General features: G+C 71.9%; 16 protein-coding genes. 9 read left to right on the top strand and 7 right to left on the bottom strand.

Features of this window, described 5'->3' with window-relative positions; translation table 11 throughout:
- Positions 1 to 9: 9 nt before the first annotated feature.
- The 3 genes from O7609_RS13020 (at position 10) to O7609_RS13010 (ending at position 2,543) form a co-directional block, all read left to right on the top strand.
- Positions 10 to 1,092, top strand: coding sequence for a metallophosphoesterase (locus O7609_RS13020; protein WP_269736783.1), 1,083 nt, complete (start codon positions 10 to 12; stop codon positions 1,090 to 1,092).
- Positions 1,093 to 1,283: 191 nt separating this feature from the next.
- A complete protein-coding gene (locus tag O7609_RS13015; RefSeq protein ID WP_443072108.1) occupies positions 1,284 to 2,105 on the top strand; it encodes a hypothetical protein in 822 nt (273 codons plus the stop codon).
- Positions 2,106 to 2,276: 171 nt separating this feature from the next.
- Positions 2,277 to 2,543, top strand: coding sequence for a hypothetical protein (locus O7609_RS13010; protein ID WP_269736785.1), 267 nt, complete (start codon positions 2,277 to 2,279; stop codon positions 2,541 to 2,543).
- 57 nt (positions 2,544 to 2,600) lie between these two features.
- Here O7609_RS13010 and thiC read toward each other — a convergent pair whose 3' ends face one another.
- On the bottom strand, positions 2,601 to 4,409 hold the full coding sequence (gene thiC, locus O7609_RS13005; RefSeq protein ID WP_269736786.1) for a phosphomethylpyrimidine synthase ThiC: 1,809 nt from the start codon (positions 4,407 to 4,409) through the stop codon (positions 2,601 to 2,603).
- A gap of 145 nt (positions 4,410 to 4,554) precedes the next feature.
- Here thiC and O7609_RS13000 point away from each other — a divergent pair, with 145 nt between their 5' ends.
- On the top strand, positions 4,555 to 5,901 hold the full coding sequence (locus tag O7609_RS13000) for a YibE/F family protein (protein ID WP_443072107.1): 1,347 nt from the start codon (positions 4,555 to 4,557) through the stop codon (positions 5,899 to 5,901).
- Positions 5,902 to 5,934: 33 nt separating this feature from the next.
- Here O7609_RS13000 and O7609_RS12995 read toward each other — a convergent pair whose 3' ends face one another.
- From O7609_RS12995 to O7609_RS12985, 3 genes are all read right to left on the bottom strand, one after another.
- Complete coding sequence (locus O7609_RS12995) at positions 5,935 to 6,351, bottom strand: SsgA family sporulation/cell division regulator (protein ID WP_269736788.1); 417 nt, start codon at positions 6,349 to 6,351, stop codon at positions 5,935 to 5,937.
- 218 nt (positions 6,352 to 6,569) lie between these two features.
- Positions 6,570 to 6,791: a DUF5326 family protein gene (locus O7609_RS12990; RefSeq protein ID WP_269736789.1), complete on the bottom strand. Its 222-nt coding sequence runs from the start codon at positions 6,789 to 6,791 to the stop codon at positions 6,570 to 6,572.
- Between the two features lie 153 nt (positions 6,792 to 6,944).
- Positions 6,945 to 7,262 carry a cupin domain-containing protein gene (locus tag O7609_RS12985; protein ID WP_269737285.1) on the bottom strand — a complete coding sequence of 106 codons (318 nt, stop codon included), beginning with the start codon at positions 7,260 to 7,262 and terminating at the stop codon, positions 6,945 to 6,947.
- 49 nt (positions 7,263 to 7,311) lie between these two features.
- Here O7609_RS12985 and O7609_RS12980 point away from each other — a divergent pair, with 49 nt between their 5' ends.
- From O7609_RS12980 to O7609_RS12965, 4 genes are all read left to right on the top strand, one after another.
- On the top strand, positions 7,312 to 7,683 hold the full coding sequence (locus tag O7609_RS12980) for a phage holin family protein (RefSeq protein WP_269736790.1): 372 nt from the start codon (positions 7,312 to 7,314) through the stop codon (positions 7,681 to 7,683).
- 124 nt (positions 7,684 to 7,807) lie between these two features.
- Positions 7,808 to 8,356: a low molecular weight protein-tyrosine-phosphatase gene (locus O7609_RS12975; RefSeq protein WP_269736791.1), complete on the top strand. Its 549-nt coding sequence runs from the start codon at positions 7,808 to 7,810 to the stop codon at positions 8,354 to 8,356.
- Positions 8,353 to 9,513, top strand: a complete 1,161-nt coding sequence (locus tag O7609_RS12970; RefSeq protein WP_269736792.1) for a cystathionine gamma-lyase — start codon at positions 8,353 to 8,355, stop codon at positions 9,511 to 9,513. The genes O7609_RS12975 and O7609_RS12970 overlap by 4 nt, the downstream gene beginning before the upstream one ends.
- Before the next feature lie 171 nt (positions 9,514 to 9,684).
- The gene (locus tag O7609_RS12965) at positions 9,685 to 10,158 is read left to right on the top strand and encodes an NUDIX domain-containing protein (protein ID WP_269736793.1); all 474 of its coding nucleotides are present in this window, start codon (positions 9,685 to 9,687) and stop codon (positions 10,156 to 10,158) included.
- Between the two features lie 12 nt (positions 10,159 to 10,170).
- Here O7609_RS12965 and O7609_RS24745 read toward each other — a convergent pair whose 3' ends face one another.
- Both O7609_RS24745 and O7609_RS12955 read right to left on the bottom strand, forming a co-directional pair.
- Positions 10,171 to 11,331 (bottom strand): pyridoxamine 5'-phosphate oxidase family protein, encoded by a 1,161-nt coding sequence (locus O7609_RS24745; protein WP_269743612.1) that lies wholly within the window; start codon positions 11,329 to 11,331, stop codon positions 10,171 to 10,173.
- A 20-nt stretch (positions 11,332 to 11,351) separates the two neighbouring features.
- Positions 11,352 to 12,836 carry a globin domain-containing protein gene (locus O7609_RS12955; protein WP_443072106.1) on the bottom strand — a complete coding sequence of 495 codons (1,485 nt, stop codon included), beginning with the start codon at positions 12,834 to 12,836 and terminating at the stop codon, positions 11,352 to 11,354.
- 283 nt (positions 12,837 to 13,119) lie between these two features.
- Here O7609_RS12955 and O7609_RS12950 point away from each other — a divergent pair, with 283 nt between their 5' ends.
- A complete protein-coding gene (locus tag O7609_RS12950) occupies positions 13,120 to 13,572 on the top strand; it encodes a GNAT family N-acetyltransferase (protein WP_269736794.1) in 453 nt (150 codons plus the stop codon).
- 64 nt (positions 13,573 to 13,636) lie between these two features.
- Here O7609_RS12950 and O7609_RS12945 read toward each other — a convergent pair whose 3' ends face one another.
- A complete protein-coding gene (locus O7609_RS12945) occupies positions 13,637 to 16,339 on the bottom strand; it encodes a transglycosylase domain-containing protein (protein WP_269743611.1) in 2,703 nt (900 codons plus the stop codon).
- Between the last annotated feature and the right edge of the window lie 237 nt (positions 16,340 to 16,576).

The following is a 16,576-nucleotide window of genomic DNA, read 5'->3' as shown; positions in this document are numbered from 1 at the left end:
GGACCCGTGATGTGGCAGCCGACGAACACGAGCAGCGGCGCGACCGTGCCGCACACGCCGCGCATCGCGCACGTCCCGCCCGCCCACACGCCCCACCCCCCCATGCCCGCCCAGCCTCCCGTGAACGAGCACGCGTTCCCCGAGGACGACGGCTACACCCCCACCCAGCGCGACCTCCCCGTCATCGGCACCGGGGCCGCCGCCGCCCAGCCCACCCCGACCCTCGTCGAGACCCCGGTCCCCGCGGCCGAGCCCCAGGACCCGCCCGGGCCGCTCTACGTCGTCGGGGACGTCCACGGCTACCTCGACGAGCTCCGCGTCGCCCTGCGCGAGGCCGGGCTCACCGACGCCGAGGACCGCTGGGCCGCCGGCAACACCCGGCTGTGGTTCCTCGGGGACTTCACCGACCGCGGGCCCGACGGGGTCGGCGTCATCGAGCTCGTCATGCGGCTCTCCGCCGAGGCCGCCGCGGCCGGCGGCTACTGCAAGGCGCTCCTCGGCAACCACGAGCTGCTCATCATCGGCGCCCGGCGCTTCGGCGACACCCCCGTCGACTCCGGCGCGGGAACCGCCTCCTTCCAGGCGGCCTGGCTGCTCAACGGCGGGCAGCGCGGCGACATGGAGCGCCTGCAGGAGCACCACCTCCAGTGGATGAGCCGGCTCGACGCCATGACGCTCGCCGACGACCACCTCCTCATCCACTCCGACACCACCGCCTACCTCGAGTACGGCGAGACGATCGGAGCCGTCAACGACGCCATCACCGAGGCCCTCGAACGGCGCGACGCGGACGAGACCTGGGACCTGTTCCGCAAGTTCACCAAGCGCTTCGCCTTCCGCGACGAGGACGCCGGACCGCAGACCGCCCGCGAGCTGCTCGCCACCTACGGCGGGCGGCGCATCGTGCACGGCCACAGCCCGATCCCCTACCTGCTCGGTGACGTCGCGTCAGCCGAGGGCTCCGAGGACGGCGACGAGGGGCCCCAGGTCGCCGGTCCCCACGTGTACGCGGACCGGCTCGCCATCGCCATGGACGGCGGCGTCACGATGGCCGGAAAGCTACTGGTGAGCCGACTTCCCCTGGGTGACTGACCCCAAAGATCCGGCCAGAGCCGCTTGACCTGCCGCTGAAGCGGGCAGACGTAGCCACAGCGGACCGGAGGGCAATTCCGGAAACACCCTGTCACCGCACCCCGGAAGCGCTCTACCATCAAGGCTCTTCCATCCGCCCTTCCACCTGCCCGGAAGCCGGCCGACGCCACGGCCCTACGGAGCATCGGGGGATGCACATGAACAGCGCACCGCATCTGCGGTTCGAGGACCGGCACGAGTTCGAGCGGGTCCTCGACGACGCACTGCACACCGCCTCGGGCCGGCCCGGCCTCGACGGCATCGGCCGACGCCTCGGCAGCGAGCAGCTGCGCGCCATGGCCCTGGCCGCCACCGCCGCCATCGCCCCCTGCGCGGCGGCGGAGTACGAGCGCTTCACCACCCTGCGCGAGGAGCTGCGCCGGGCCTCCAGAGGCTCCTCCGGGCCGGACGGCGGCGCCGGGGAGACCGGCGGCGCCGGGCTGTTCGCGATGGTGTCCGTCCTCATGCCCATCCTCGCCGGGGCCGCCGCCGTCATCTTCCTCGCCGTCGGCTACACCCTCGCCGCCGTCTCCCCCGACCTCACCCTGGCCGGCCCGATGCGGAGCGTCGGCTGGGTCTTCGCCGCGCTCGCCGCGGCCGGGCTGCTCGCCGCCTGTATCAGCCTCGTTCTCACCGCCCTACGCAACTCGGCCAGTTCCGTACGGGCGGGCACGGGTCCCGGGGCCACCGCGCGCCGCGGAGACGGCACGCTCGAAGCCGAGGTGGACCGCGCGCGGGAAGCCTGGCGCAGCGCGCTCCTCGACCGCGGCGTCCTGCCCTTCCTGCGCGAGGCCCTGGCCAACGCCGAGCCCGCCACCACCGCGCCCGAGCAGTCCCGCACACCGCGGCTGGGCTACTCCCACCCCGGGTTCACCAGCCCCGCCGCCACCGAGGACACGCGCACCCGCCCCCGCTACTCCAGCCCCGACTTCAGCAGCCCGGACTTCACCGGCCCGGACCAGCCGTCGGACTGACGCAGCACGCCCGACGCCCGACACGCCCCGACGGCGGCCACTGGTTCCCGGCCGTGGATGTCGCGACCGGCCTCGGCTCCGCGCACGCCCGGCCGGCTCTGCGCCCGCACGTTCCCGACGACCGCACATGCACACGGCGGATGGCGGAACGACCGGCTCATCCAGACTGGCTTGCGCAAGGCGACGTACACGGTTCTCGCGGTGGGTGCCCTCACGGTGTGTGGCTGCTCGCCACAGCAGGGCGCCGGTACCGTGTCGGCACCGCCGAGCCCGGCTGCGTCCACCGAACCGAGCCCCCGGCCGCTGACGGTCGCCCAGCTGCGCGCCGGTGACACCATCGCCACGTTCAGCAGGCTGAACGTGGGGGCCAGCTCGCCCTGCCCCGACGAGCTGATCAGCCAGCAGGTCGAACGCCTGCGGAACGCTCAGCGCACCTGACCGCGGACGGCCGGCGACGTCCCGAAGGCAGCCGCCGGCCGGTCCCGTTCGGCCGCTTCAGTCGGCCATCGGCAGGTAGACGCGGTTGCCGGAGGCGGCGAACTCCTTGGACTTCTCCGCCATGCCCTCCTCGATCTCCTCCGTCGTCAGGTCGCCGCCGTGCTGGCGGCGGATGTCCTGGCTGATCTTCATGGAGCAGAACTTCGGACCGCACATGGAGCAGAAGTGCGCGGTCTTGGCGGGCTCGGCCGGGAGCGTCTCGTCGTGGAACTCACGGGCGGTGTCCGGGTCGAGGGCCAGGTTGAACTGGTCCTCCCAGCGGAACTCGAAGCGGGCGTCGGACAGGGCGTCGTCCCACTCCTGGACACCGGGGTGGCCCTTGGCGAGGTCCGCCGCGTGGGCGGCGATCTTGTAGGTGATGACGCCGGTCTTGACGTCGTCCCGGTTGGGCAGGCCCAGGTGCTCCTTCGGCGTGACGTAGCAGAGCATCGCCGTGCCCCACCAGCCGATCATCGCCGCGCCGATGCCCGAGGTGATGTGGTCGTAGCCGGGTGCCACGTCCGTCGTCAGCGGGCCGAGCGTGTAGAACGGCGCCTCCTCGCAGATCTCCTGCTGGAGGTCGATGTTCTCCTTGATCTTGTGCATCGGGACGTGGCCGGGGCCCTCGATCATCGTCTGCACGTCGTGCGACTTGGCGATGCTGTTCAGCTCGCCCAGCGTCCTCAGCTCGGCGAACTGCGCCTCGTCGTTGGCGTCGGCGATGGAGCCGGGGCGCAGGCCGTCACCGAGGGAGAAGGTGATGTCGTAGGCCCGCAGGATCTCGCAGAGCTCCTCGAAGTGCGTGTAGAGGAAGCTCTCCTGGTGATGGGCCAGGCACCAGGCGGCCATGATGGAACCGCCGCGCGAGACGATGCCGGTCTTGCGGCGGGCGGTGAGCGGGACGTAGCGCAGCAGCACGCCCGCGTGGACGGTCATGTAGTCCACGCCCTGCTCGGCCTGCTCGATGATGGTGTCCTTGTAGACCTCCCAGCTCAGCTCCTCCGCCTGGCCGTCGACCTTCTCCAGCGCCTGGTAGAGGGGGACGGTGCCGATGGGGACGGGGGAGTTGCGCAGCACCCACTCGCGGGTGGTGTGGATGTTGCGGCCGGTGGAGAGGTCCATGACGGTGTCGGCGCCCCAGCGCGTCGCCCACGTCATCTTCTCCACCTCCTCCTCGATGGAGGAGGTGACGGCGGAGTTGCCGATGTTGGCGTTGACCTTCACCAGGAAGTTCTTGCCGATGATCATCGGCTCGGTCTCCGGGTGGTTGACGTTGGCCGGGAGGACGGCGCGGCCGGCCGCGATCTCGTCCCGCACGAACCCGGGGGAACGGTTCTCCCGGACGGCGACGTACTCCATCTCCGGGGTGATCTCCCCGCGGCGCGCGTAGGCGAGCTGGGTGACGGCGGCGCCGTTCCGCCCGCGCCGGGGCTGCCGCGGGCGGCCCGGGAAGACGGCGTCGAGGTTGCGCAGCCCGCCGCGCGGCGCGGTGTGCTTGATGCCGTCGTCCTCGGGCCGCAGCTCGCGGCCGGCGTACTCCTCGGTGTCGCCGCGGCTGATGATCCAGTTCTCCCGCAGCGGCGGCAGGCCGCGACGGACGTCGGTGTCGATCTGGGGGTCGGTGTACGGCCCGGACGTGTCGTAGAGCGTCACGTCCTTGCCGTTGGTGAGGTGAACCCGACGCACGGGCACCCGGATGTCGGGGCGCGAGCCGTCGACGTAACCCTTGTGCCAGCCGATGCGCGGCTCCGCCGGGTTCCCGGCGGCGTTGTCGGCGGCGCTCTGATCGCCGTCGTCCGCGCGCGTGTGTGCATCGTGCATGGTCATGAGACCCACTCCCTACGCCGGCATTACCCGGTACCAGGTTCGGCGGTCGACGCAGCCTTCCCCGTCCCGACGCGTTCGGTGTGCCCGACGTGCCGACGTACGGAGGTCAGCGCCCTCTCAGCCCCGTGCTCGGAGCTCCCGCGATGTGCAAAAGCACGCATACGCTAGCGGTTCGCCCCGGCACCGCGCCAGTGGGTCTTGCGATGATCGGTCCGTGACCGATTCCCACGCTCCCGAACAGGGCCACCAGCACGCACACCATCACGGCCCCGCCGCGCCCGTGTCCCGGCATCTGCGCACGGTCATCGCGGCGGTGCTCATCCCCTTCGCCACGGCGGTGCTCGCGGGGCTCGTCGTCCTGTGGCCGGGTGGCGCCCCCGAGGGCGAGGACGGGCGTTCCGGTGTGGGGTTCGACCGCCAGCTGCGCGAGGCGCGGATCACGAAGTCCGAGGTGGTGGACTGCGCGGAGGTCAACGCCCAGCAGCAGGACGGCGACCCGGCCGCGGCGGGGAACTGCCGCCTGCTGACGGTGGAGGTGACGACGGGTCCGCATGCCGGACGCACGTTCACGGAGGTGCTCACCCCCGACGCCACCCGCCGACCGGACACCGGGCAGACGGTCGTGGTGGCCTACGCGCCGCAGGCACCGGAGGAGTTGCAGTACAGCATCGTCGACATCGAGCGCGACGTTCCGATGATCCTGCTGGCCGGGTTGTTCGCGCTGGTCGTCGTCGCGGTCGGCCGGCTGCGCGGGGTGCTGGCCCTGGTGGGGCTGGCGACGACGTTCGCGGTGCTGACGCTGTTCATCCTGCCCGCGATCCTGCAGGGGGCGAATCCGCTGCTGGTGGCCGTGGTGGGCGGCAGCGCGGTCATGCTGGTGACGCTGTACCTGTGCCACGGGCTGACCGCGCGGACGTCGGTCGCCGTGCTGGGCACGCTGATCTCGCTCGTGCTCATCGGCCTGCTCGGCTCACTGTTCATCGGATGGGCCGATCTGTCGGGCAACACCGACGACCAGACCGCCCTGGTGCACAGCCTCTACCCGGACATCGAGATCCGGGGGCTGCTGCTGGCCGGGGTGCTGATCGGTTCCCTCGGCGTGCTCGACGACGTCACCGTCACCCAGACCTCGGCCGTGTGGGAGCTGAAGCAGGCCGATCCGACGGCGAGCCGGCGGCGGCTGTACGGCGCGGCCATGCGCATCGGGCGGGACCACATCGCCTCGGTGGTCAACACCCTCGTCCTCGCCTACGCGGGCGCGGCGCTGCCGCTGTTGCTGCTGTTCTCGGTCGCGGAGGCCGGGGTGGGACGGGTGGCCACGAGCGAGCTGGTGGCGGAGGAGATCGTCCGCACGCTGGTGGGCTCGATCGGCCTGGTCGCCTCGGTGCCGGTGACGACGGGGCTGGCCGCGCTCGTCGTATCCGCCGGGCTGGGCCGCGGGGATGCCGGGCTGCGGCGCCCGCGCGGCGGCCGGCGGCGGCGCGCGAAGTGACGGCACCGGCCGGGCCCCGGCCGGGATGCGGGGCTACGGGCGCCCGGCGAGGATCTTGTCCAGCTCGGCGTCGAAGTCCGCGCAGGCGGGCTCCTGGCCCAGGGGGACGATGCGGTCGGTGCGGTCGAGGAACGCCACGAGCGGCGGCGCGCTCACCCGTAGCAGGGCGCTCTCGGGGCCGACCTGGAGCCGGATGTGCAGATCGGCCAAGGCCTCGTCGGCGACCGGGCTGATATGGACGTCGCCCTCCCCGGCCGGGCGGGTGATGCCGTCCACCAGCAGCTCACGGCCGAAGACCCAGGTCACCGGCGCGTCGCCGGGAAGGCCGAAGGTGAAGCGGAGCGCGTACGGGTCGGCCGCCTCGTAGACGAGCTCCACCGGAATCCGGAAGGAGAGCTCCTCCGAGGCGAGGAAGCTCATCATGACCTGCGCCTGAACCCTGCCGTTCATCCGCGCCCCCGGCGACTCGTGCCCGGCCGCGTCTCGGCAGGGCTGCTGTGGACCTCGCTGTGGATTTGGGGGCTCAGAGGCCCCTGGGGGCATCGTCCACCAAGATCGAGAAGTTCCACAATGCGCGTGCTTCAAAGTCACCCGATTGACAACGGAGTTGGTGCGTTCATGTCCCTCCGTCGGCGGGAGGGGCCCAGGTCAGCGCTCCGGGTGGCGGTTCACCAGCCTCCGGAGGAGCTACCGGAGGACGACGACAGGAACTTCCGTGCGAGGAAGACGACGACGGCGACGACGGCCGCGAACAGCAGCAGGTTGAACAGCAGTCCGACCACCGCCGTCACCAGCCAGACGACCGCCTTGAAGACGATCATCGCGACGACGAGGATTCCGACCCACTTGATCCATGTGGGCAGCCCCGCGAGGGTGCTCTTCGCGCTCATGTCCGCTCCCTGTTCTCCGAGCCGAGTCCGTGCCGGCGTGTCCTCCGGCTGCCTTCGATGCTAGGCACCGGCGGACCGCGGCGGGAGTGGCGCCGACCCGGGCCCGCCCCTGAGCGGCCCCTTAGGGGCGCGGGGGCGGCAGGCCGGCCGCCGTCATCCTTCCGGGGGAGAGAACACGACCATGACCCGCAGGTCCTCGCTGATGTGGTGGAAGCGGTGCGGCACTCCGGCGGGCACGTAGACGACGCTGCCGCGCGCGACGCTCGTCGTGTCGTCGCCGACGGTCAGGGCGGCCCGGCCGCTGACGACGAAGTAGACCTCGTCCTGGTCGTGCGGCTTCTGGGGGTCCTGGGAGCCCCGGTCGAGGGCGTACAGGCCGACCGACATGTTGCGTTCCCGCAGGAACTGCAGGTATGCGCCGTCGTTGGCGGCCCGCTCGGCCTCCAGCTCCGCCAAGTGGAACGACTTCACCGTGTGGACCCCTCGTTTCGCCGGGCGGTTCTGGGAGACCATCCCCAGCATGATGAATCTTCTTGTCAAGACCCTCGCCAACGCGGTCGCTCTGGCCGTCGCCGTCTGGTTGGTGGGCGACATCACGCTCACCGGTGACAGCACGGGAGACAAGGCGCTCACGCTCGTCGTGGTCGCTCTGATCTTCGGCGTCGTCAACCTCGTGGTCAAGCCGATCGTGAACCTGCTGTCCCTGCCGGCGCTGATCCTCACGCTCGGCCTGTTCATGCTGGTCATCAACGCGCTGATGCTGCTGCTCACCTCCTGGATCGCCGACGGGCTCGACGTCCCGTTCCACGTCGAGGGCTTCGGCACCGCGCTGCTGGGCGGTCTGATCATCTCGATCGTCGCGTGGGCCGTCGAGCTGGTGCTGCCCGACTGACCCCGGATCCCACGCCTTCCCCGCCCGTCCACGCCCCGAGGCGGCCCGGTCGCCTCGGGGCACCTCCGGGCTCCCTGAGGCTCCTCGGCGGACCCGGTGGAGACCGGTCATCGATGATGGGGGCATGTCCCTCCTCGACCGGAACCCGTCCACCGCCCGCCCCGCGGCCCCCTACCGCGTGTGCTTCGTGTGCACCGGCAACATCTGCCGGTCCCCCGTCGCCGAGTCCGTCCTGCGCTCCCGCCTCGCGCAGGCGGGGCTGGCCGACCGCGTGCTGGTCGACAGCGCGGGTACCGGCGGCTGGCACGAGGGGAACGGCGCCGACCCCCGCACGGTCGCCGTCCTGGCCGGAGCCGGGTACGCGACGGAGCACACCGCCCGGCGCTTCCGGCCCGCGTGGTTCGCCGAGCGGGACCTCGTCCTCGCCCTCGACCGCGGTCACGCCCGCGAGCTGCGTCGGCTCGCCCCCAGCCCGGCGGACGCCGCCAGGGTGCGGCTGCTGCGCTCGTACGAGCCCGGCTGGGCCGACGGCGGTTCCCCGGCCGGTGAGGACGCCGACGTCCCCGACCCCTACTACGGCGGCCCCGAGGGCTTCGACGAGGTACTGGAGATGATCGAGTCCGCGATGCCGCGGCTGCTCGACGCGATCACGGAGGAGCTGACCCGACGATGACACCCGACAGCCACCAGACGCCCGGGGAGAGCACGCGGGCCGTGCGCGCCGGGCTGCCGCCCGAGGAGCCTTACGCGCCTCCGCTGCCCGGACCGGCCTTCGCCGCGCACTACCACCTGCCCGGCGACCCGGCCGACGCCCCGTACACCTACGGCCGGGACGGCAACCCCACGTGGACGGCGCTGGAGCGCGCCGTCGCCGAGCTGGAGGATCCCGGCGGCACGGCCCAGGCGGTGACCTTCGCCTCGGGCATGGCCGCCATGTCCGCCGTGCTGCTCTCCCGGGTGCGCCCCGGCGACGTCGTCGTCCTCCCCGAGGACGGCTACAACCTGCTGGCCCTGCTGCGGGAGCGGTTGGAGTCCTACGGCGCCCGGGTGCGCACGGTGCCGACCGGGGGGCCGGAGCAGTACGAGGCCCTGGCGGGCGCGTCCCTGCTGTGGCTGGAGACGCCGTCGAACCCGGGGCTCGACGTGTGCGACATCCGCCGCCTGTCCGAGGCGGCCCACGCCGAGGGCGCCCTCGTCGTCGTCGACAACACGCTGGCCACGCCGCTCGGCCAGCGTCCGCTGCTGCTGGGCGCCGACGTGTCCGTCGCCAGCGGCACCAAGGCGCTGACCGGCCACGGCGACGTGCTGCTCGGCTACGTCGCCTGCCGCGACGCCGCCGTCGCCGAGGACGTCCGGCTGTGGCGCAAGACGGTGGGTGCGATCCCGGGGCCGATGGAGGCGTGGCTCGCGCACCGCAGCCTGGCGACGCTGGAGCTCCGGGTGGCGCGGCAGGCGGAGTCCGCGCTGGCCGTGGCGCGGGCCCTCGCCGGGCGGCCGGAGGTCGCCGGGGTGCGGCACCCCGGGCTGCCGCAGGACCCGGCGCATCCGCTGGCGGTCCGGCAGATGCGCGGCTTCGGCTGCGTGGTGTCGTTCACCCTGCCCGACCGGGCGTTCGCCGAACGGTTTCTGGCCCGGCTCCGCCTCGTGCACCAGGCCACGAGCTTCGGCGGCGTGCGCAGCACGGCGGAGCGGCGGGGCCGCTGGGGCGGGGACGCCGTGGCCGACGGCTTCGTGCGGCTCTCCGTGGGCGTCGAGGACACGCGGGACCTCGTCGCCGACGTCCTGCGGGCGCTGGCGGAGGCCGGGGGCTCACCGACGCCGCCGGAGTGACGGCCCGCGGGCGGTTTGGGACTCCCCCTCGTGTCCCAAACCGCCGCCCGCGCCCCGTCGGAGCGGTTCGGGGCACAGGGTAGTTGACTCTCCGTCAATGTCCAGTGGACGCTGCGCACGCGCTGGGGCGGGTGAGGTTTCGGTCGCGTTCCGGCGCGGGAGACCCCTGGCATGTCCTCCGGCCGCCCCGTCGTCAAACGCACCGCCCGTGCCATCCTGCTCGACCGCGACGCGCTGATCGTCATCAAGCGCACCAAGCCCGGCGAGGAGCCCTACTGGATCACCCCCGGCGGAGGGATGGAGCCGGAGGACGCGTCCGTCACGGCCGCGCTCCACCGCGAGCTGGACGAGGAGCTCGGCGCCGAGGTGACCCAGGCCGTCCCCGCCTTCGTGGACACCGTGCCCGAGGGCGACGAGGGCGGCGTGAAGGTCCAGCACTTCTTCGTCTGCCGACTGGCGTCGATGGACCTCAGCCGGCGGCACGGCCCGGAGGTCGAGGAGCCCTCCGGTGAGTACGAGGTCGTCCGGCTGCCCTTCACCCCGGCCGGAGTCGACTCGGTGAACGTCGTCCCACCGGCCCTGCGGTCCTACCTCCGGCGCAACATCGAGGGCGTGCGGGCGCTGCTCGCGGACGACCTCGGCTGACCCGGCGGGCGGTCAGCTCCGGGGCGGGCTGAACCACTCGGCGTAGGACGCGCGGTCCCTCTCGTCCCGCCGGGCGTGTGCCTCGGCCAGCAACCGCTCGGCCCGCTCCCGCCAGGCCCGCGACGCGGCCAACGACGCCAGCTGCTCGGACGGCTCCGCGGCCTCGTGCCGTTCCACGGTCCCGGGCGGCTCCACGGCTTCGGACGGCACGCCGGCCGTCATGGGGCCCGACAGCGGGTCGGGCTCGGGCCGGGCGGGCACGGGCGGGTGCTCGGGCGGCGGCGGGACGGCCCCGCCCGGCGGCGTCACGAGCGGCGGCACGAGCGGCGGCGGAAACGTCTCCGCGCTCGGCACCGGCCCGGGGGCCGGGACGCCGCCGGGCTCCCGCGGCCCCGGCACGGCCCCGGGAGCGGCGGCCCCGGGAGCGGAGGGCGGAACGGGAGCCGAAGCCGGAGCCGGAGTGGTGGGAACGGGCCCGGGAGCCGTGGGCCGGGGCGACGTCCCGCCGGCCGGACGGTGACCGCTCCGGAGTGAGCGGGCCTCCTCCCGCACGGCCCGGTCGCGGGCGGTGCCGAAGAAGTCGCCGCCCTTGCGCTTGTGGTCGTCGGTGCCCCAGTCACGCCTCGTCCGCTTGGGGGCGTACTGGAGGTGCGGTATGTGCTTGGCGCAATGGATGTAGGCCTCGTCCACCGTCACCCGCACCCACAGCTCCGCGCGGCGGCCGGGCACCGGGTCCTGCGGAAGGTGCGGGTGTTCGGCCCGTATGTCCGCGTCCTCCAGAATCTCCGCCGAGCCATTGATGTGCAGCCCGATCCGGGCCCGGACGAAATCAATCAGCAGAATGCCCAGATGGGGATTCTCCCGGATATTCCCCAGGCTGGCGTGAACGCCGTTCCCGCGGTACTCGGGATAGGCGAGCGTTCGTTCGTCCAGAACCTGCAGAAAGCCCTGCGGGCCGGCCCGGAACGTACTGTCGCAGTGGCCTTCGCGATCCGCCGTGGAGAGAAAGAACATCTCCTGCCGGGAGGCGAACTCCCGCATGCGCTCATTGAGGTGGTCGAGCAGGTGATCGGCGTAGAAACGGTCCGCACGCCGCTCGGATCCGAGCTGGGCCTGAATCTCGTGCTCGCCCGCACTGCCCGGCCGGCTGCCGCTGTCTCCGCGCTCTTCCACGTCGTGTGCTCCCAAAGGTCTCAGTCTCCTGCGGCCTGCGACACGAGCTCGTCCAGGGAGTCGTGCCGTATGCGGCTGGCGGGTATGCCCACGCCCACGAGGGCGTCGATGCCGCTGCGGATCATCCCCGGCGGCCCGGACAGATAGCCGTCGTAGGTGCCCCAGCGGCCCGCTCCCCGGACGGCGTCGGGCAGTTGGCCCGCCAGGCCCGCGGCGCGCACGGGGCAGCCGTCCGCCACGACCGGGCGCACCGCCAGCCACGGGTGCAGCGACCCCAGCTTCAGCATCGTCTCCAGGTCGTACAGGTCGTGGTCGCTGCGGGCGCCGTAGAAGACCTCCACCGGGCGGGGCCTGCCGTGCTCGGCGACGTCCTCCACGAGCGCCTTGATGGGAGCGATCCCCGTGCCGCCGCCGAGGCACAGCAGCCCGTTGTCGGTTCCGTGGTCCACCGTCATGTTCCCGGCGGCCGGACCGAGCCGGAGGACGTCCCCGGTGCGGGCCCGGCGCACCAGCGCCCCGGAGACCCAGCCGGCCGGGACGGCCTTGACGTGGATGCTCAGCAGCCCGTCGGGCCGGGGCGCCGCGGCGAGCGAGTAGCTGCGCCACACCCGCGGCCACCACGGCGTCTCCACCGTCGTGTACTGCCCGGCGAGGAAGGGGTAGGGCTGGTCCGGGCGGAGGGTGAGGACGGCGATGTCGTCCGTCCGCCGCTCGTGGGCGACGATCTCCGCGTGCCACCAGGCCGGAGCGTGCGCCTCGTCCTCGGCCGCGGCGTCGATCATGATCTGGGAGATGGCGGTGTACGCGCGGACCCACGCCGCCTCCGTCTGCGGCGACCACGTGTGGTGCGCGTACCGCGTCAACGCGGCGATCAGGCTCTCGCCGACCGCCGGGTAGTGCTCGGGCCGGGTGCCGTACTTGCGGTGGCCGCGGCCGAGGGCGGACAGGTACTCCGTCAGCACGGGCGTGTTGTCGACGTGCTGGGCGGCGGTGAGCAGCGCCTTGAACAGCCGGTCGCGCTGGGCGTCCATAGAGGCGGGGAACAGGTCCCGCAGCTGCGGGTGGCGCACGAAGAGCATGGCGTAGAAGTAGGCGGTGACGGCCTCGGCGGCCGGCTCGACCTCCTCCATCGTGCGGCGGATGAGCGTGGCGTCGGCGGTGGGCGGCGCGCCCGGCTGCGGTCCCTGGGCCTGTTGGGGGTGCTGGCCCTGGGCGGGGTACCCGGGCTGCGGGTGCTGCCGGGCCTGGGGTCCGCCGGAGTGCTGCGGATGCTGCGGGCCGCCGGGGTGCGGCTGGGCCTGCTGGTGCTGCGCCGGGCCGGGGGTGTACTGCGGCGGGACGACGCCCGGGTGGCCGCCCTCATCACCGCCCGGCCCTGACGGGGAGGACCCGTCCGAGGTCTGCGACCCGGGTTCGCTGCGGCTGGTCCGGGAGAACCAGCCCCAGTCACCATCGCTGCCGGATTCGGGGCCGGGTATCCCGTTGTCGGCCGACATGGTGGTCATGTGTGCCTCGTCCTCTACGTCTTAGGTCGGTTCGTGCACTTCTGTGGACGGGAAGCGACTCGTCTTGTCCCTATCTGACACGGATATGTCACCGCGTTCATGGGCAGGTCAGACGTCCGACCGAGCATTGCGGCGTGATGCGCACCCGACCATACCGTTACCTCATGAATGCACAAGAGTCGTTGAGGGCGCAGCAATTCCACGATTCTGCAGACCCCGTGGGGAAATCACCGTCCGTAGTCCACACGAGGTTCACCGAGCCCGGAGCCGTAGGCTTCGGGCCATGAACGATCTCACCATCCGGCCCGCCACGGCGGAGGACATAGCGGACATCGTGGCCATGCTGGCCGACGACGAGCTGGGTGCCCAGCGCGAGTCCCCCGACGACCTCACCCCGTACCGCACCGCGTTCGCCGCCATCGCCGCCGACCCGCAGCAGCACCTCGTCGTCGCGGAGCGCAACGGGCGGACGGTGGGGACGCTCCAGCTGACGGTCATCCCCGGGCTGTCCCGGCAGGGCGCCTCCCGGGCCCTCATCGAGGCCGTGCGGGTGCACGCCGACGAACGCGGCAGCGGCCTCGGCTCCGACCTGATCCGCTGGGCCGTGCAGGAGTCCCGGCGGCTGGGCTGCCTGCTCGTGCAGCTCACCTCCGACGCCTCCCGCACGGACGCGCACCGCTTCTACGATCGCCTCGGCTTCACGGCCTCCCACGTGGGCTTCAAGCTCGCCCTGTGAACAACGGGGCGCGGGGCGCCACCAGCCCGCAGGCCGGTGGCGCCCCGCGCCGTCACGGCGGTCCCTAGCCGTCGGCGCCCGTACCGCCGAACCAGCCGCCGCTGTCGTTGCCGCCGTTCCCGTTGCCGTTGCCGCCGCCCGAGTCACCCGTGGTGTCCCCGGTCGTGTCACCGGTGGTGTCCCCGGTCGCGTCACCGGTGGTGTCCCCGGTCGCGTCACCGGTCGTCTCGCCGGTGGTCTCCCCCGTCTGGCCGGAGTCCTGGCCGCCCGAGTCGTCGCAGTTCCAGTCGAGCGGGCCACAGGACGGCTTGCCGGTGGGCTTGTCCGTGGGCTCGTCGGTCGGCTCGTCGGTCGGCTCGTCCGTGGGCTCGTCGGTCGGCTCCTCGGTCTCCTCTTCCTCCGGCTTCTCCTCGGGCTCCTCCGGCTTCTCCTCGGGCACGTTGCCGCCGTTGACGACGTTGTTGATCGGACGCGGCTCGGGGAACGCCTCGGAGGGCGTCTCCTTGAGCGCCTCCTTCATGTAGTCCACCCAGACCCGGGTCGGGATGTCACCACCGTGGATGGAGTCCAGCCCGCCGGTGCCGTTCATGGACAGCAGACCCGGGTTCTTCGGGTCCTCCCGGAACATCGTGACCGCGGTGGAGAGCTGCGGGGTGTACCCGACCCACCAGGCCGACTTGTTGTCGTCGGTCGTACCCGTCTTCCCCGCGACCGCGCGGTTCAGCTCCAGGGCCTGCTTACCGGTTCCGTTCTTGACGACGCCCTCCAGGACGTCGGTCACGGTGTTGGCCACGTTCGGGTCGATGGCCTGCTTCTTCTTGGGCTTCTCGAAGCCGGACACGTCGTCGCCGCCCCGGAGCACCTTGGTGACCGAATACGGCTCGGTCTGGATGCCGGAGGCCGCGAACGTCGCGTAGGCGTCGGCCATGCGGATCGCGGACGGGGTGGAGGTGCCGAGCGCGAAGGAGGGGTTCAGGGCGTCGAAGCTGTGGTCGCTGATGCCCGCCGCCGCGGCCGTGTCCCGCACCCTCTGCATCCCGACGTCCATGCCGAGCTGCACGTACGGGCTGTTGGCGGAGACCTCCATGGCCTGCCGCAGGGTGACGATGCCGTAGTCGGCGTCCCCCTCGTTCACCTGACGGAAGGGCTCGTGGTCCTTGGTCAGGTACGGGGAGCCGTCCTGCGTCTTGATGACGATGCCGTTGTCGCCGTCGTACTTGCTCTCCGGCGAGATGCCCTGCCCATCGCTGAGGTACGTGCCGTGCTCCATCGCCGCGGCGAGGACGAAGGGCTTCCACGTCGAACCGACCTGGATACCGCTGGTGTCGGCGTTGTTGTTGTAGTGCCCCTTGTCCACACCCTCGCCGCCGTAGATGGCGACGATGGCGCCGTCGTTCGGCGTGACGGAGGCCGCGCCGAACTGGACGAACTGGTCCTTCTCCCGCTCCTCCGGCTTGAGGTGCTTCTCCCGCGCCGACTTGACGGCCTTCTCCAGCTGCTTGGTCTTGCCCTTCTCGAAGGTGGTGTAGATCTGGAAGCCCCCGAGCTCGAAGTCGTCGCGCGTGAGCCCCGTCTTGGCCATGACGTACCGCTTGGCGGTCTCCATCATGTAGCTCGCCTGTGCGGAGTCACCGCGGACCGGCTTCGGGTCCTGCGGCATGGGGAATTCCTTCGAGTACTGGGCGTGCTCCTTCTGCGTCATCAGGCCCAGCTCGAGCTGACGGTCCAGGATCCAGAAGTAGCGGTCCTTGGCGTTCTCGGTGTTGGCCTCGGGGGTCGCCGCCTCGCTGAGGCCGCCGGCGGGGTCGAAGAGGTCGGGGCCCTTGAGGACGGTGGCCAGGAAGGCGCTCTCGTCCGGCTCCAGGTCCACCGCGTCCTTGCCGTAGTAAGCCTGCGCGGCGGCCTGGATGCCGTAGGCGTTGCGCCCGTAGTAGGCGGTGTTCAGGTAGCCCTGGAGGATCTCCTCTTTCTCCAACGTCGTCCCCACCTTGATGGAGATGAAGAGCTCCTTGAACTTCCGGTCGAGGGTCTGCTCCTGGGACAGGAAGTTGTTCTTGACGAACTGCTGAGTGATCGTCGAACCGCCCTGGGTGTCCCCGCCCTTCGCCATGTTGACGACGGCACGGGCGATGCCCTTCGGGTCCACGCCGCTGTCGGTCCAGAACGTCTCGTTCTCGGCGGCGATCACCGCGTTCTGCATCGACTTGGGAATGTCCTTCAGGTCGACGTTCTGCCGGTTCGTCGAGCCCTCGCGGCCGAGAACGGTGCCGTCGGCCCAGTAGTAGACGTTGTTCTGCTGCCGGGCCGCGGCGTTCGCCTCGTTGGGCACACCGACCATGGCATAGCCGATGGCGAAGAGGCCCACGAGCATGCCGAAGCCCATCACGCACATCGCGGAGATCTGCTTGAAGGACGGCGTCCAGCGGCGGAAACCCTGCTGGTCCGAGCGCGGGTAGTCGATGAACCGCTTCTTCGCCGCCGGCGTCGGCCGGGCCGCACGGCGACCCGCGCGGCCGGCACCCATCGCGACCCCCGCTCCGGCGCCGGCCCCCGCTCCGGCGGCCGGCGCGCGGCGGCGTCCTCCGGAGCGCTGGGCCGCGCGCCGGGCCTCGGCCCGGCCGCCCGGCGCTCCGGAGGACGCCGCCGGCGTGCCGTAGGAGCTGGTGGTGGGACCAGTGGGCGGCGCCGCGGCCCGACGTCCGGACGTCGACGGCTGCGCTGCGCGTCGGCCGCGTTGCTGCGGCGGCTTGCGGCGGTGCTCGCTCATGGGAACAGCTACTCCTCGGTCAGGCACCCGCGCCTGAAGGCGGCAGTGTACTTCCGGTCCCCCCACGTGCGTCCCGTTGGCCTCATTGGGCGCACTGCATCCAGGACGAAGACGCGCGCGCGCGTCCTGTGGTTCCTGGAGGTCTCCTGCACAGCGCCAGCGTACGGAAGGTCAAAACCTTTTTTTCCAGACATTCATCTGAAAGAGGACGGAACAACACCTGCGAATCACGGAAGT

The sequence above is a fragment of the Streptomyces sp. WMMC1477 genome (genome assembly GCF_027460245.1).
GTDB lineage: Bacteria > Actinomycetota > Actinomycetes > Streptomycetales > Streptomycetaceae > Streptomyces.
Note: the sequence above shows the minus strand (reverse complement) of the source record. Positions and strands in the feature narration are given on the sequence as shown.